This window comes from Pseudomonas sp. GM24 (assembly GCF_000282235.1).
Taxonomy (GTDB): domain Bacteria; phylum Pseudomonadota; class Gammaproteobacteria; order Pseudomonadales; family Pseudomonadaceae; genus Aquipseudomonas.
Window position 1 is genome coordinate 3,075 of record NZ_AKJR01000079.1, and the last position, 13,856, is coordinate 16,930.

12 protein-coding genes and 1 pseudogene are annotated in these 13,856 nt (G+C 58.3%); 3 read left to right on the forward strand and 10 right to left on the reverse strand.

The window, feature by feature from the left end; translation table 11 throughout:
* Positions 1 to 164: 164 nt before the first annotated feature.
* The 4 genes and pseudogenes from garD to kdgD all read right to left on the reverse strand — a co-directional run bounded on the left by garD (position 165) and on the right by kdgD (position 5,671).
* On the reverse strand, positions 165 to 1,718 hold the full coding sequence (garD, locus tag PMI23_RS11870) for a galactarate dehydratase (RefSeq protein ID WP_007915343.1): 1,554 nt from the start codon (positions 1,716 to 1,718) through the stop codon (positions 165 to 167).
* 11 nt (positions 1,719 to 1,729) lie between these two features.
* A pseudogene (locus PMI23_RS11875) lies at positions 1,730 to 3,121 on the reverse strand (MFS transporter); the annotation flags it as partial.
* Positions 3,122 to 3,238: 117 nt separating this feature from the next.
* Positions 3,239 to 4,684, reverse strand: a complete 1,446-nt coding sequence (locus PMI23_RS11880) for an aldehyde dehydrogenase family protein (RefSeq protein ID WP_007915341.1) — start codon at positions 4,682 to 4,684, stop codon at positions 3,239 to 3,241.
* A gap of 75 nt (positions 4,685 to 4,759) precedes the next feature.
* A complete protein-coding gene (gene kdgD, locus PMI23_RS11885) occupies positions 4,760 to 5,671 on the reverse strand; it encodes a 5-dehydro-4-deoxyglucarate dehydratase (protein WP_007915340.1) in 912 nt (303 codons plus the stop codon).
* A 297-nt stretch (positions 5,672 to 5,968) separates the two neighbouring features.
* On the opposite strand from kdgD, the gene PMI23_RS11890 reads away from it, so the two are divergent.
* Positions 5,969 to 6,349, forward strand: a complete 381-nt coding sequence (locus tag PMI23_RS11890) for a hypothetical protein (protein WP_007915339.1) — start codon at positions 5,969 to 5,971, stop codon at positions 6,347 to 6,349.
* 207 nt (positions 6,350 to 6,556) lie between these two features.
* Complete coding sequence (locus PMI23_RS11895; protein WP_007915332.1) at positions 6,557 to 6,919, forward strand: hypothetical protein; 363 nt, start codon at positions 6,557 to 6,559, stop codon at positions 6,917 to 6,919.
* Positions 6,920 to 6,925: 6 nt separating this feature from the next.
* Here PMI23_RS11895 and PMI23_RS11900 read toward each other — a convergent pair whose 3' ends face one another.
* The 4 genes from PMI23_RS11900 to PMI23_RS11915 all read right to left on the reverse strand — a co-directional run bounded on the left by PMI23_RS11900 (position 6,926) and on the right by PMI23_RS11915 (position 11,503).
* Entirely contained in the window at positions 6,926 to 7,672 is a 747-nt protein-coding gene (locus tag PMI23_RS11900; protein ID WP_176472316.1) for a FadR/GntR family transcriptional regulator, read from the reverse strand.
* 191 nt (positions 7,673 to 7,863) lie between these two features.
* Positions 7,864 to 9,591 carry an ABC transporter ATP-binding protein/permease gene (locus tag PMI23_RS11905; RefSeq protein ID WP_007915329.1) on the reverse strand — a complete coding sequence of 576 codons (1,728 nt, stop codon included), beginning with the start codon at positions 9,589 to 9,591 and terminating at the stop codon, positions 7,864 to 7,866.
* Between the two features lie 96 nt (positions 9,592 to 9,687).
* The gene (locus PMI23_RS11910) at positions 9,688 to 10,248 is read right to left on the reverse strand and encodes a response regulator transcription factor (RefSeq protein WP_003221630.1); all 561 of its coding nucleotides are present in this window, start codon (positions 10,246 to 10,248) and stop codon (positions 9,688 to 9,690) included.
* A complete protein-coding gene (locus PMI23_RS11915; protein WP_007915316.1) occupies positions 10,241 to 11,503 on the reverse strand; it encodes an ATP-binding protein in 1,263 nt (420 codons plus the stop codon). The genes PMI23_RS11910 and PMI23_RS11915 overlap by 8 nt, the downstream gene beginning before the upstream one ends.
* A gap of 317 nt (positions 11,504 to 11,820) precedes the next feature.
* On the opposite strand from PMI23_RS11915, the gene PMI23_RS11920 reads away from it, so the two are divergent.
* Positions 11,821 to 12,537 carry an SIMPL domain-containing protein gene (locus PMI23_RS11920; protein WP_007915315.1) on the forward strand — a complete coding sequence of 239 codons (717 nt, stop codon included), beginning with the start codon at positions 11,821 to 11,823 and terminating at the stop codon, positions 12,535 to 12,537.
* Positions 12,538 to 12,658: 121 nt separating this feature from the next.
* Here the strand turns inward: PMI23_RS11920 and PMI23_RS29855 are convergent, their stop codons facing one another.
* Both PMI23_RS29855 and PMI23_RS11925 read right to left on the reverse strand, forming a co-directional pair.
* Positions 12,659 to 12,820, reverse strand: coding sequence for a hypothetical protein (locus PMI23_RS29855; protein ID WP_007915314.1), 162 nt, complete (start codon positions 12,818 to 12,820; stop codon positions 12,659 to 12,661).
* A 341-nt stretch (positions 12,821 to 13,161) separates the two neighbouring features.
* Positions 13,162 to 13,518, reverse strand: coding sequence for a DUF6124 family protein (locus PMI23_RS11925; protein WP_007915313.1), 357 nt, complete (start codon positions 13,516 to 13,518; stop codon positions 13,162 to 13,164).
* Between the last annotated feature and the right edge of the window lie 338 nt (positions 13,519 to 13,856).

A 13,856-nucleotide genomic window follows, 5' to 3' on the forward strand; every position in this document is an offset into this window, starting at 1 on the left:
AGGGGACTGACCGAGGTGTCTTGTGTCATACATCGACCTGCAAGACCGAGTCGATTATGGATTCGGCAAAGCACTTTCAAGTCGATGTACTTCTAAAATATCCCCGGATCGGCCCCCTATCCCCCCCGGGAGAGGGTTGGGGTGAGGGCCGAGCCGGTCACGCATCAAGTAATCGGCGCCGGGTTGAACAACGTAATGTCGTTATGCAGCTTGTGCTTCTCCGCCCACGTCTGCTGTTTGCCGCTGGCAACATCCAAGTAGTAGTGGAACAACTCCCAACCCAGTTCCTCGATCGTCGCGCGCCCGGTCGCAATCCTTCCGGCGTCGATATCAATCAGATCAGGCCAGCGCTGCGCCAATTCCGTCCGCGTCGATACCTTCACCACCGGCGCCATCGCCAAACCATACGGCGTACCCCGCCCGGTGGTGAACACATGCAAGTTCATCCCCGCCGCCAACTGCAACGTCCCGCAAACAAAATCACTCGCCGGCGTTGCACAGAAAATCAAACCCTTCTGCTTGAACCGCTCGCCCGGGCCGAGCACGCCGTTGATTGCGCTGCTGCCGGATTTGACGATCGAACCCAGCGACTTCTCGACAATGTTCGACAGCCCGCCCTTCTTGTTGCCCGGCGTGGTGTTGGCGCTGCGATCCGCTTCACCCTTGGCCAGGTAACGGTCGTACCAGTCCATCTCGCGCACCAGTTCCTCGGCGACGGTTTTGCTTTCGGCGCGTGAAGTCAGCAGGTAAATCGCATCGCGCACTTCGGTGACTTCGGAAAACATCACCGTCGCCCCTGCACGCAACAACAAGTCCGAGGCATAACCCAGCGCCGGGTTGGCGGTGATCCCGGAGAACGCATCGCTGCCGCCACACTGCATGCCGAGAATCAGCTCGGATGCCGGCACGGTTTCGCGGCGACGCTGGTCGAGCTTCTTCAAACGGACCTCAGCCAGTTCCATGATCTGTTCGATCATCTCGGTGAAGCCGTGACTGGAATCCTGCAAGCGATACAGCCACGGATCGCTGAGATCCACCGACGCATCGTCTTCGTGCATCACCTGCCCGGCCTGCAATTTCTCGCAACCGAGGCTGATCACCAACGCCTCGCCACCGAGGTTCGGATTACGCGCCAGATTGCGCACGGTGCGAATCGGGATGTAAGCGTCGGTGGCAGTAATCGCCACGCCGCAGCCATAACTGTGGGTCAGCGCCACGACGTCATCGACATGCGGGTACTTCGGCAGCAGCTCTTCCTTGATGCGTTTTACCGCGTGATCAAGCACGCCGGTGACGCACTGCACCGTGGTCGTGATCCCGAGAATATTGCGCGTACCGACGGTGCCGTCAGCGTTGCGATAGCCCTCGAAGGTGAAGCCTTCCAGCGGTGCCTGCGCGTCCGGCACCTCGGTGGACAGCGGCAAGCTGTCCAGCGGCGGCGCGGTCGGCATGCGCAGTTGATCTTCCTTGACCCAACTGCCACGGCGAATCGGCTGTAATGCGTAGCCGATCACCTGACCGTAGCGAATCACCTGGCCGCCCTCGGGAATGTCTTCAAGGGTGACCTTGTGGCTCTGCGGCACATATTCCAGCGTCACCAGGCCATCGGCAAACTCAGTGCCGGCCGGTGCGCCCTGGTCGTTGACCACGACCACCACATTGTCCCGCTCGTGCAGGCGGATGTGGCGCGGCGAGTCGGAATGTTCAATCAACTGCATGACGCCGCTCCTCAGGAATGCGCTTGGGACAATTTACCGCTGGCTTCAACACCGCCGTTGGTTGGCGGCTCTTTGAGTACCACACGTTTGATCGGGCCAACGATGACCAGATAGCTGAACACCGCGACCAGTGCGTTGGCACCGACGAACACCAGCGCCCATTTGAACGAACCGGTGGAGCTGATGATGTAGCCAATCACGATCGGCGTGGTGATCGAAGCAATGTTGCCGAAAGTGTTGAACAGGCCACCGCTCAGACCGGCGATCTGTTTTGGCGAAGTGTCGGAAACCACCGCCCAACCGAGTGCGCCAACGCCTTTGCCGAAGAAGGCCAGGGCCATGAAGCCAACCACCATCCATTCCACTTCAACATAGTTGCAGGCAACGATGCTGCTGGAAACCAGCAGGCCGGCAATGATCGGCGCTTTGCGCGCGAAGGTCAGCGAGTGGCCCTTGCGCAACAGGTAGTCGGAAATCACCCCGCCGAGTACGCCGCCGATAAAGCCGCAGATTGCCGGCAACGAGGCGATGAAACCAGCCTTGAGAATGGTCATGCCACGCTCTTGCACCAGATACACCGGGAACCAGGTCAGGAAGAAATAGGTGATGCCGTTGATGCAGTACTGGCCCAGATACACGCCGAGCATCATGCGATTGGTCAGCAGTTGACGGATGTAATCCCACTTCGGACCGTCGGACTTTTTGCCCTTCTGATCCATGTCGACCATGCCGCCGTTTTCAGCGATGTGTTTGAACTCGGCTTCGTTGATACGCGGGTGTTCACGCGGGCTGTAGATCACTTTCAGCCAGACCAGCGAGAAGATGATCCCGAGAATCCCCATAACGATAAACACGTGCTCCCAACCGAAGGAATACACGATCCAGCCCATCAGCGGTGCGAACAACACGGTGGCAAAGTATTGCGCCGAGTTGAAGATCGCCGAAGCAGTGCCGCGCTCAGCGGTCGGGAACCATGCGGCGACGATACGCGCATTGCCGGGGAACGAAGGCGCTTCAGCCAGACCGACGAGGAAGCGCAGCATGAACAGCGCAACGATGGCGGTGGACATGCCGAACTCACCGACAAAGCCTTGCAGCACGGTGAACAGCGACCAGGTGAAAATGCTCAGGGCATAAACTTTTTTCGAGCCGAAGCGATCGAGCAACCAGCCACCGGGAATTTGCCCGGCCACGTAGGCCCAACCGAATGCGGAGAAGATGTAGCCGAGGGTGACTGCGTCAATGCCCAGATCTTTTTGCAGGCTGGAGCCGGCAATGGCGATCGTGGCACGGTCGGCGTAGTTGATCGTGGTCACCAGAAACAGCATGAGCAGGATCAAATAGCGGACGTGAGTCGGCTTGGACGATTGCATGTAGAGGTACTCCCACTGATTATTTTTATGCGCGGGTGAATCTTCTTTGGTCTTGCATCTATTCCCTGTAGGAGCTGCCGAAGGCTGCGATCTTTTGATCTTAAAAGATCGCAGCCTTCGGCAGCTCCTACAGGGTTATTGCGTTAATCAGGAACCGATGTAACTGGTCTTCACGACCGTGTAGAACTCTTGCGCATAACGGCCTTGCTCACGTGATCCATAGGATGAACCTTTACGGCCACCGAACGGAACGTGGTAATCGACGCCAGCGGTCGGCAGGTTGACCATCACCATCCCGGCTTGCGAATGACGTTTGAAGTGGTTGGCGTACTTCAGCGAGGTGGTCGCAATACCCGCCGACAAACCGAATTCGGTGTCATTGGCCATCGCCAGCGCCGCGTCGTAATCGGCCACGCGAACGACGTTGGCCACCGGGCCGAAGATCTCTTCACGGCTGATGCGCATCGACGCTTCGCTGTCGGCAAACAGCGTTGGCGCGAGGAAGTAGCCTTCGGTGTCGCAGGTCACCAGACCGCCACCGCTGACTAGACGCGCACCTTCGGACTGACCGATGTCGATGTACTTCATGTCCTGTTCAAGCTGTGCTTGCGAAACCACTGGACCGATGTCGGTGCCGGATTTCAGGGCGTGGCCGACCTTGATCGACTTCATGCGCTCGGCCATGGCTTCAACGAACTTGTCGTGAATCCCGGCGGTGACGATCAAGCGGCTCGACGCTGTGCAACGCTGGCCGGTGGAGTAGAACGCGCTCTGCACCGACAGCTCGACCGCTTGCTTGAGGTCGGCGTCATCGAGAATGATCTGCGGGTTCTTGCCGCCCATTTCCAGCTGAACCTTGGCCTGGCGCGAGACGCAGTTGACCGCGATCTGACGACCCACACCCACCGAACCGGTGAAGCTGATGCCGTCGACTTTCGGGCTCTGCACCAAGGCATCACCGACCACACGGCCGCTGCCCATCACCAGATTGAACACGCCGGCCGGGAAGCCTGCGCGGGAGATGATTTCCGCCAGTGCCCAGGCGCAACCCGGCACCAGATCGGCGGGCTTCAATACCACGCAGTTGCCGTAGGCCAACGCCGGAGCAATCTTCCACGCCGGAATCGCAATCGGGAAATTCCACGGGGTGATCAGACCGACCACGCCCAGTGCTTCGCGGGTCACTTCGACGTTGACGCCCGGACGCACCGACGGCACGTAGTCGCCGGACAGACGCAGGCATTCACCAGCGAAGAACTTGAAGATGTTACCGGCGCGGGTCACTTCGCCGATGGCTTCGGGCAGGGTCTTGCCCTCTTCGCGGGCCAGCAAGGTGCCGAGTTCTTCGCGACGGGCGAGAATTTCCGTGCCGACTTTATCCAGCGAATCGTGACGGGCTTGAATGCCCGAAGTCGAGTACGCCGGGAATGCCGCGCGAGCAGCGTCGATGGCGGCGTGAACCTGAGTCAGGTCAGCCTTGGCATAGTCGCCGATGGTGTCGCTCAGTTCCGACGGGTTGATGTTGGCCGAGTAGTCGGCACCGGCAACCCATTCGCCGTTGATGTAGTTGTCGTAGCGTTTTGCAGTTGTCACAGGGGCAGCCCTCAAATCTCAAAGCCTTCACGCAAAAAGCCGCTGATTGCTCAGCGGCCTCGCTTTTATCGGGTGTTACTGCGCACCTTGCTTGTCGATCAGCGCGGCGAGCATTTCGTACTCTTCGCCAGTCAGGTCGGTCAGCGGTGCCCGCACCGGGCCTGCGTCATAGCCGGCGATTTTCGCGCCTGCCTTGACGATGCTCACGGCATAACCGGCCTTGCGGTTGCGGATGTCGAGGTACGGCAGGAAGAAGTCGTCGATGATCTTGCCGACGGTGGCGTGATCTTCACGAGCGATCGCGTGGTAGAAGTCCATCGCGGTTTTCGGGATGAAGTTGAACACCGCCGAGGAGTAAACCGGCACGCCCAACGCCTTGTAGGCTGCGGCGTAGACTTCGGCGGTCGGCAGACCACCCAGGTAGCTGAAGCGATCACCGAGGCGGCGACGGATCGACACCATCAACTCGATATCGCCCAGACCATCCTTGTAGCCGATCAGGTTCGGGCAGCGCTCGGCCAGACGTTCCAGCAGCGGTGCGTTGAGGCGGCAAACGTTGCGGTTGTAGACGACCACGCCGATGTTGACCGATTTACACACGGCTTCAACGTGAGCGGCAACACCATCCTGGCTCGCTTCGGTCAGGTAGTGCGGCAGCAGCAACAGACCTTTGGCGCCCAGACGCTCGGCTTCTTGAGCGTATTCGATGGCCTGACGAGTCGAACCACCGACACCGGCGAGGATCGGCACACTCGTTGCGCAAGTGTCGACGGCAGTCTTGATGATTTCCGAGTATTCGCTGGCGGCGAGGGAGAAGAACTCACCAGTGCCACCGGCGGCGAACAAGGCTGAAGCGCCATACGGAGCCAGCCATTCCAGGCGTTTGATATAGCCCGCGCGGTTGAAATCGCCCTGCGCGTTGAAATCGGTCACCGGGAAAGACAGCAGGCCGGCAGAGAGGATGGACTTCAGTTCTTGTGGATTCATTATTCGAACACCCTGGTAGCAACGTTTTTTGTGAGTTGATCGTTCAGCCTTCGCTGAAGTTGTAGGTCATCGTACAACTTAAAAGATAACCGTCAACTGCATTTCATCGTTGTGGGTGGTTTTTTGTCGGACAAAAGTGTTTAAGCCCTAGCGCGAATTCTCGCAAAGGCCCGTGATTACTGGGTTCGATTGCAGAAACGTCTGGTCAAGATTCGTTTACTGAGCGCCGTTGCTACGCCGCGTAATGTGTGACGACCGCCACGAAGGATCGTGGCGGATCACTCGAAGGAACCCGAAATGTCCACGAATTACGCTGCTCCGACTCTCTCGAAAATGGCTGCTCAGTCCTCCTGCACCCTCACGCTTCAGCTATCGACGCTGCCTGATGTCTTGATCGTACAAGTCCCGGATTCCAGCGATTTTCCGGCGAACTGGAGCGTCTACCCGATTCTCGGCGACGACCCTGAGGAACCGGAATGGGCAGGTGAGGAAGTGAACACTGGCACTTGGGACGATGCCGAGGACGAGATGGAAAAGCTCACAGGGATCGAGTTGCAGATACCTAAAGAGGCGCTGCGGCCGTACCTGAACAGGGTGGTTGAACTGCGCTACAAGTTTTGCGACGAGTCGAGCATGGAGCCGTTTTCGGAAGTGTTGAGGTTGCGGATCGAAACTTGATCATGATTTTCGATTGACTAGCTCACAACGCTTTGGCACAGGCGCTTCGCGTGATAACCGTTCGTCGAGACTGGTATTTCTTACAGGTGCGTAAGAATGGGTATTCCTGAGCTAATGACGTCAGGAGATAACAAACCGACTCCGATCGTAGTGTGTCATCACTACGCGATTGCAAAGGTTTGATTGGTTATAAAAGGAATTTCGATCATGAATGTTCAAGTAAAAGCACTCGCTCCCCCCCGCCTCCGCGAAGCCATCGAGCACAATGGAGAGTTCACACTCTACGTTCACAACCTGGTTGATCCTGCCCACGGCGAAGTCCAGTCATATCCAAATGTTAGCAAGGGAGACAAGATCACATTCAAGGTCAGCACTTCCACAGGGAATGAATACAGCTGGGAACTTGCCGTAGGGTCACCCGCCGATGCTCCATTTGTATTCGAGATCCCGAAAAAGATATTTGCAGAAAAGCTCGTACCAGGTGCCACCGCTAAATTGAGTTATAGCGTGCAGACCTCGTCAGGTAATACGGCTGAGTCTCCGGATCTGCGGGTTTACCTCAAACACTAATAAATACTAACCCTGCGCCTGCGCCTCTTCATGGGCCTGGCGCAGTCTTTCACGGCTGTTGGTCAGGTGCAGACGCATCGCCGCACGCGCTGCATCGGAATCCTGACGGGCAATCGCGTCGTAGATTTCTTCGTGCTCACGGCTCAGGCGACTCATGTAGTGCTGTTGATCATCATGGGCCAATCGCGCCGAATTCAGCCGCGTACGCGGAATGATGCTGGTGCCCAGGTGGGTCATGATGTCGGTGAAGTAGCGGTTGCCGGTGGACAGGGCGATTTCCAGGTGGAAAGCAAAGTCCGACGCCACAGCATCACTGGCATGGGCAGCGCTTTCATTAAGCGCATCGAGCGCGGCGCGCATGGTCGCCAGTTGCTCGGCGCTGCGACGTTGCGCGGCAAGGCCGGCAGATTCGACTTCGAGGCTGATGCGCAATTCGAGGATGGCCAGAACATCACGCAGGGTGACGACGGTGGCCGGATCGATACGGAAACCGCTCGGACTTGGCGTGTCGAGTACGAAGGTGCCGATGCCGTGGCGAGTTTCCACTTGGCCGGCTGCCTGCAAACGGGAAATCGCCTCGCGCACCACGGTGCGGCTGACGCCATGGGCTTCCATGATCGCCGACTCGGTAGGCAATTTGTCACCGCGTTTAAGCAGGCCATCGCGGATCTGCTCGCTCAGCACCGTCACCAGTTCCTGGGCCAGACTGCGGCGCTTGCGCGGGAGACGCGGGGTGTCGATCAGGTTTTCCATGGTGTGCATCTAGTCTCGAAAATTCGGCTTGTGGGCATCATAGCTCAAGCGGGTTGTACGATCACTTTCCATTTCCATACAAAACCTGTGGGAGCTGGCTTGCCAGCGATGAGGCCATACCTGTCGATGAAGATGTCGACTAAACCGACGCCATCGCTGGCAAGCCAGCTCCCACATGGGATGTGTGTTGATCAGGCAGTCACGGTCTGTTCAACCAAATGCCCGCTCTCGATCCGCACATGCCGTGGATGGAAGCGTTTCAAACTGCTGCGATGGCCGACGCTGACAATGCTCAGCCCCGGTATCTGATCAATCAACGCCTGATACAGCGTCGCTTCATCTTCCTCGTCCATCGCCGAAGTCGCTTCGTCCATGTACAACCACTGCGGTGCGTAAAGCAGCGCACGGGCGAAGGCCAAGCGTTGCTGTTCACCCGGCGAGAGCATGCGTTGCCAGTGATTGGCCTCGTCCAGCCGCGCGACCAGATGCGGCAAACGGCAGGTTTCCAGCACCTGTGCATAACGTTCAGACGCGTAGGTGTCACCCGGTTGTGGATAACTCAGTGCCTCGCGCAGGGTGCCGATCGGCAGATACGGCTTTTGCGGCAGGAACAGATACCGCGCCGCCGGCAAGCGGATGTTGCCGTGCCCCGCCGGCCACAAATGCCCCATCGCCCGCAACAGCGTCGACTTGCCGCTGCCGGAACGGCCGCTGAGCATGACCCGATCACCCGGCTCAACGGTCATGTCGGCATTGGTCAACAGATGACGACCATCGGCCAGGTCCAGACCAAGGTTATGCACCTGCAGTTCGCTGCCCTGATTCTGCACGTCGATCGCCGGGGTGCGCTCTTCGTTGTCGGTCATGGCCTGGCGGAAACTCAGCAAACGATCACAGGTTGCGCGCCACGCGGCCAGATCCGAATACGCACTGATGAACCAGCTGAAATTCTCCTGCACGTTGCCGAATGCCGAGTTGATTTGCATCAGCTCACCCAGTTCGATCTTGCCCGCCAGATAACGTGGGGCCGCGACGATGAACGGGAAGATGATTGCGATCTGGCCGTAGCCGGAAGTGAAGAACGTCAGGCGCTTGGATACGCGCATGATGTCCCAGAAGTTGTGCCAGACCAGCCCGAAACGGCTGCTCAAACGACGATTTTCGTTCGGTTCACCGTTATACAAGGCGATGCTTTCAGCGTTCTCGCGCACGCGCACCATGGAGAAACGCAGGTCTGCTTCGAAACGTTGTTGCTGGTTGTTCAGGCCGATCAAGCGTCGACCGATCAGGTGCGTCAGCCAACTGCCGACGGCGGCATAAATCAGCGCACACCAGAACATGTAGCCGGGAATCTCGATGCCGAACACTTCGATGCTGCCGGAAACGCCCCACAAAATGATCGAGAACGACACCAGACTGACCACCGTGCGAATCAGCCCGAGGCCAAGGCTCAGGGTGTTGGCGGTAAAGGTGTTGAGGTCTTCGGAAATCCGCTGGTCGGGGTTATCGGTGTAACCGCCCTGCTCCAGCTGATAGTAGTTCTTGTGGCCGAGCCAGCGCTTGAAGTGGTTCTCGGTCAGCCACGCCCGCCAGCGAATCGTCAGCATCTGCGTCAGGTACAGGCGATACACCGCGCCGAGAATCGCCACCGTGGCGATGCCGCAGAAATACAGGATCAACTGCCAGAACGCCGCTTCGTCCTTCTTTTGCAGAGCGTTGTAAAAATCCTTGTACCAACTGTTGATCCACACCGAGATCGCCACGCTGAACAGCGACAACGCGATCACGGCAATCAGCAATGTCCAGGCCTTGCCCTTCTCTTCGCTGCGCCAGTAAGGCGTGGTCATCGCCCACACTTTACGAAAAAACTGCCCGCGCACAGCATCGTTGACCGCGGAATATTCAGCGTTCTGATTCATGGATAAGGCTCGATATAGAAAAGAACAGACACGCACCGATCATAGATGATCGGTGCGTTTTATCGCGAGGGCTGGCGATAGTCGTTCAGCGCAGGTTCAGCGACGAACCGGGCGCTTCTGCAGTTTGCGCTGCAGGGTGCGGCGGTGCATGCCCAGGGCACGGGCAGTGGCGGAGATGTTGCCTTCGTGTTCGGTGAGCACACGCTGGATGTGTTCCCATTGCAGGCGGTCAACCGACATCGGGTTTTCCGGCACCAGACTGTCGAGATCAGCATGCTCGGAGAGCAACGCGGCCAGCACGTCGTCGGCGTCGGCCGGTTTGCACAGGTAGTTGCAGGCGCCGCGCTTGATCGCTTCGACTGCGGTGGCAATGCTCGAATATCCGGTGAGAATCACCACGCGCATTTCCGGGTCCAGCTCCAGCAGCTTGGGCAGCAGTACCAGACCGGAATCGCCGTCCATTTTCAGATCGAGCGCAGCGTAATCAGGCAGATCGGCCTGGGCGATGGTCAGGCCTTCTTCGGCGGAACCGGCGGTGCTGACGCGAAAGCCACGGCGAGCCATGGCACGGGCCATGACGCGGGTGAAGGTTGCGTCGTCGTCGACCAGCAGCAAATGCGGCAGTTCTTCGCCTTCGACTTGGATTTCGTCACTCATGTTGGTCTCCTCGGGCGCCGTGGGGCAGGCGCAGCTCGGTGAGCGTGCCGCCTTCCTCATGACTATAGAGTTTCACTGAGCCGCCGGCGCGTGTCACGCTGGCCTTGCTCAAAAACAGGCCCAGGCCGAAACCTTTGCCCTTGGTGGTAAAAAACGGTTTGCCGATCTGCTCAGCGATGGCCAGCGGCACGCCGGCGCCGTGGTCACGAATGCTGATGGTCAGGTTCTCGACGTCCCAGTCCAGGGTCACTTTGAGGTTTTCCGGGCAGGCATCGGCGGCGTTGTTGAGCAGATTCAGCAAGGCCTGGGTCAGATCCGGCGGCGGCGCCATGCGCGGCACGGTGCCTTGGCCGAGACGGTGGAAGCGATAACTGGCCTCCGGACGCATCAGGTGCCAGCGGTTCAGCGCTTCATCGAGCCAGTCGGTGACGTCCTGCATCTCGACCGCCAGACGCCGGTTGGCCTCGGCGGCGCGCACCAGTTGCTGCAAGGTTTCTTTGCAGAGTTTGACCTGATCCTGCAGCACCTTCAGGTCGTCCTGCAGCATCGGGTCAGGATGGTCCTGCTGCATTTCCTTGAGCAACACGCTCATGGTCGCCAGCGGTGTGCCCAGTTCATGGGCGGCGCCAGCGGCCTGGGTGGCGACGGCGAGCAATTGCTGATCACGCAGGCCTTCTTCACGGCGGATAGCGCGTAATTCTTCCTGACGGCGCAGCTCCTCAGCCATACGCGCGGCGAAGAAGGTGATCACCGCCGCGGCGAGCGCGAAGCTCAGCCACATGCCGTAGATCTGCAGATTCTCGCGGGCGACCGGCAGGGTTTCCAGCGGATAGAACCGCGTCAGCATCACCGTGTACAGCGCCAGCGCGATGCCGGAGAGGATCACCGAATAGCGCCACGGCAGTGTCACCGCGGCGATGGTCAGCGGTACCAGATAATAGGAAACAAACGGGTTGGTCGAACCGCCGGAGAAGTACAGCAGCGCACTGTGGATCACCAGATCGCAGGCCAGTTGCAGCGCATATTCGAGTTCGGTCACTGGCCACGAGGTACGCAAACGCACCGCGGTAAACACGCAGAGCAGCGTCGAGCAGCCAAGGGTCATTGCCAGTTGCACCCACGGCAACGGCAGCAGTTGCAGCCAGTAGGCCAGGCCTACAGAACCGGCCTGCGCGGCGAGCACCAGAGTGCGAATAAAAGTCAGCCGCCAGAGGTTCTGGCGAGTGGCGGAAGTCAATTGTACGGGGGCGAGCATGAGCTCTCCTGATGAGCGCTCCAGGCGGATCGCACGGAGTATAACCAAGCCACGGCCTTGAGAGGCGAAAGTGCGGCAAACGACCACATGGCGAAGACATCTTCGGCGGCTATAAGGGCCTCTTCGCGAGCAAGCTCGCTCCCACAGGGGGGAATGCATTTCAAAGGTGGCAGCGAGCCTGCTCGCGAAGGGCTGCACAGCTGACCCGCCGATGTGTATAGAAGTTGTAACTGGGCGAACCGGATCATAAAAGCTAGAGTCTGATGGTTTCACGCAGGCCCCCGAACCATCACCTGCGCCCTCATCAAGGAGCTTTCATGCACACATTCCGCCGCAGCGCCGCCCTTCTCGCCCTGACCGTCGGCAGCATCGCCAGCCTTCCGGCCCTGGCCGCCGATGAGCTGCACTACAACCAGATTTCCCTGCGCGCCGAAGTCAGCACGGAAGTCGCCCGCGACCTGATGATCGTCACCCTCTACACCGAAGAGCAAAACACCGACCCGGCGAAACTCGCCGCCGACGTCAGCACCACCATGAACAAGGCACTGGCCCAGGCCAAGCAAGTCAAAGACATCACCTTGCGCCAAGGCAGCCGCAACAGTTACCCGATCTACGACACCAAAGGCCAGAAGATCACCGGCTGGCGTGAACGCGCCGAACTGCGCCTGGAAAGCGCCGACTTCGCCGCCCTGTCCAAACTCACCGGCGAACTGCTGGGCGACCTGAAAATGGGCGGCATGGACTTCGCCATCGCCGACCCGACCCGCAAGTCCAGTGAAGACCAGTTGCTCAAAGAAGCCGTGACCGCCTTCAAAAACCGCGCGCAACTGGCCACTGATGCACTGGGCGGCAAGGGTTACAAAATCGTCAACCTGAACCTCAACAGCAACGGTTATCCACAACCGTACCTGCGCGCACCGATGATGATGAAAGCGGCGGCGATGGACTCGGCGCCAGTGACGCCGGAAGTTGAAGCGGGCACCAGTCAGGTCAGCATGACCGCTGATGGCTCGATTGAAGTGTTGATGCAGTGATCTGAAGAGGGCTGAATGAAAAACCGGCGATCAGAGCATGGTCGCCGGTTCCACCCTACAACCCCCGCAAAGCAGGCGACAACGTTGATAGGTCAGACAAGACTTCTACTGTTCTAGAGGTTTAAGTGCCAATCTCATCGACGATGCGCTGTGCATCTTCCCTCGTAGCGCATAACTGTGAATAAGGGGTTCCGTCCTTATAAAAAACTTGAAAGCGGGAGAAGCCCCATTCATATTCGTAAATCCTGAAGGCTTTGTAGTCAGTAATAATCGGATAACTCATGGTCAAGTCCTTATGTGTTTTCGTTCAAGCCTCGAAGTCGCTCCTTGCAGTAGCGAAACGTACTCGGCTTGAAGAAATACTCAGGCGCATTGGAAAGATTATCTACTGTCATAAATTACAGGTTTGCGGTGAGCTTCATATCGAATTGAAATAAGCCATTGAATCAAGCATTCATCTGCTTATGAAACCAAAAAACCGGGCCGTTACCGGTGATAATCACCATTCTTGTACCTGGATTTTTGGTGCATGAACCTGCTCCATAGCGAGCACGCTCGCGCCTACAAAGGGAACGCGTCCCAAATGTGGGAGCGAGCCTGCTCGCGAAGAACGATAACGCGGTCTCAGGTCTGCGGATCAACCCGATCCAGCGCCCGATTCACCGCCAGCTCCGCCAGCATGATGATCTGCTGAATCGCCAACGCCGTACTACGCTCGGGCCGGCCCAACTGATCGGCAAAGTTACCGGTTAACGTGTTCGCCGACGCCAGTGATTCACAGGCATGCGCCAGCAGGCTTTCGGTGTCGATGTTTGGCTGGATCAGGAACATCGTGCTGGGTTGCCGGGGCTTGACCGGGTCGGGGCTGAGATAGAAATCCAGGGCGCGTTTGATGGCTTCGCGGGTTTTGATCTGGTCGTCGGCGCGGATGGCGTCTTCGAGTGGGGTATCGAGGGGTGGGTCAGGTATCAATTTATCCATGGAAAATTTCCTTATTAACTGACGCCATTCATTTCCGATCTCACTCGAGAAATGAGGTGGCAACTATGTACGGAGTGAGATTACCGGTAAGGAAACCAACCCGGCCGGACAAAAGTCCGCCCGTACATAGCCGCCATAAAAACTGCTGACAGCATGAGCTGGCGGCGATTATGGAGGGGCTTGTGCAGGTTTCCAAATTCAATAACCGGGAATCTCACCTCCCGATCGCCGAGTCTTCAGCGACGCCCAAAGACTAGAGAGCCCACGTCCGACGGACAACCTGAAAACCTTGTGGGAAGGTTCTGGTTATCTGACACAGATTTAAACAGCCAAAAGCC

Excerpts from the sequence above, each read along its gene's own strand:
- garD (WP_007915343.1), bottom strand. The coding sequence starts at position 1,718 with ATGCAGTTGATTGAACATTCCGACTCGCCGCGCCACATCCGCCTGCAC.
- kdgD (WP_007915340.1), bottom strand. The coding sequence starts at position 5,671 with ATGAATCCACAAGAACTGAAGTCCATCCTCTCTGCCGGCCTGCTGTCT.
- PMI23_RS11890 (WP_007915339.1), top strand. The coding sequence starts at position 5,969 with ATGTCCACGAATTACGCTGCTCCGACTCTCTCGAAAATGGCTGCTCAG.
- PMI23_RS11895 (WP_007915332.1), top strand. The coding sequence starts at position 6,557 with ATGAATGTTCAAGTAAAAGCACTCGCTCCCCCCCGCCTCCGCGAAGCC.
- PMI23_RS11900 (WP_176472316.1), bottom strand. The coding sequence starts at position 7,672 with ATGGAAAACCTGATCGACACCCCGCGTCTCCCGCGCAAGCGCCGCAGT.
- PMI23_RS11905 (WP_007915329.1), bottom strand. The coding sequence starts at position 9,591 with ATGAATCAGAACGCTGAATATTCCGCGGTCAACGATGCTGTGCGCGGG.
- PMI23_RS11910 (WP_003221630.1), bottom strand. The coding sequence starts at position 10,248 with ATGAGTGACGAAATCCAAGTCGAAGGCGAAGAACTGCCGCATTTGCTG.
- PMI23_RS11915 (WP_007915316.1), bottom strand. The coding sequence starts at position 11,503 with ATGCTCGCCCCCGTACAATTGACTTCCGCCACTCGCCAGAACCTCTGG.
- PMI23_RS11920 (WP_007915315.1), top strand. The coding sequence starts at position 11,821 with ATGCACACATTCCGCCGCAGCGCCGCCCTTCTCGCCCTGACCGTCGGC.
- PMI23_RS29855 (WP_007915314.1), bottom strand. The coding sequence starts at position 12,820 with ATGAGTTATCCGATTATTACTGACTACAAAGCCTTCAGGATTTACGAA.
- PMI23_RS11925 (WP_007915313.1), bottom strand. The coding sequence starts at position 13,518 with ATGGATAAATTGATACCTGACCCACCCCTCGATACCCCACTCGAAGAC.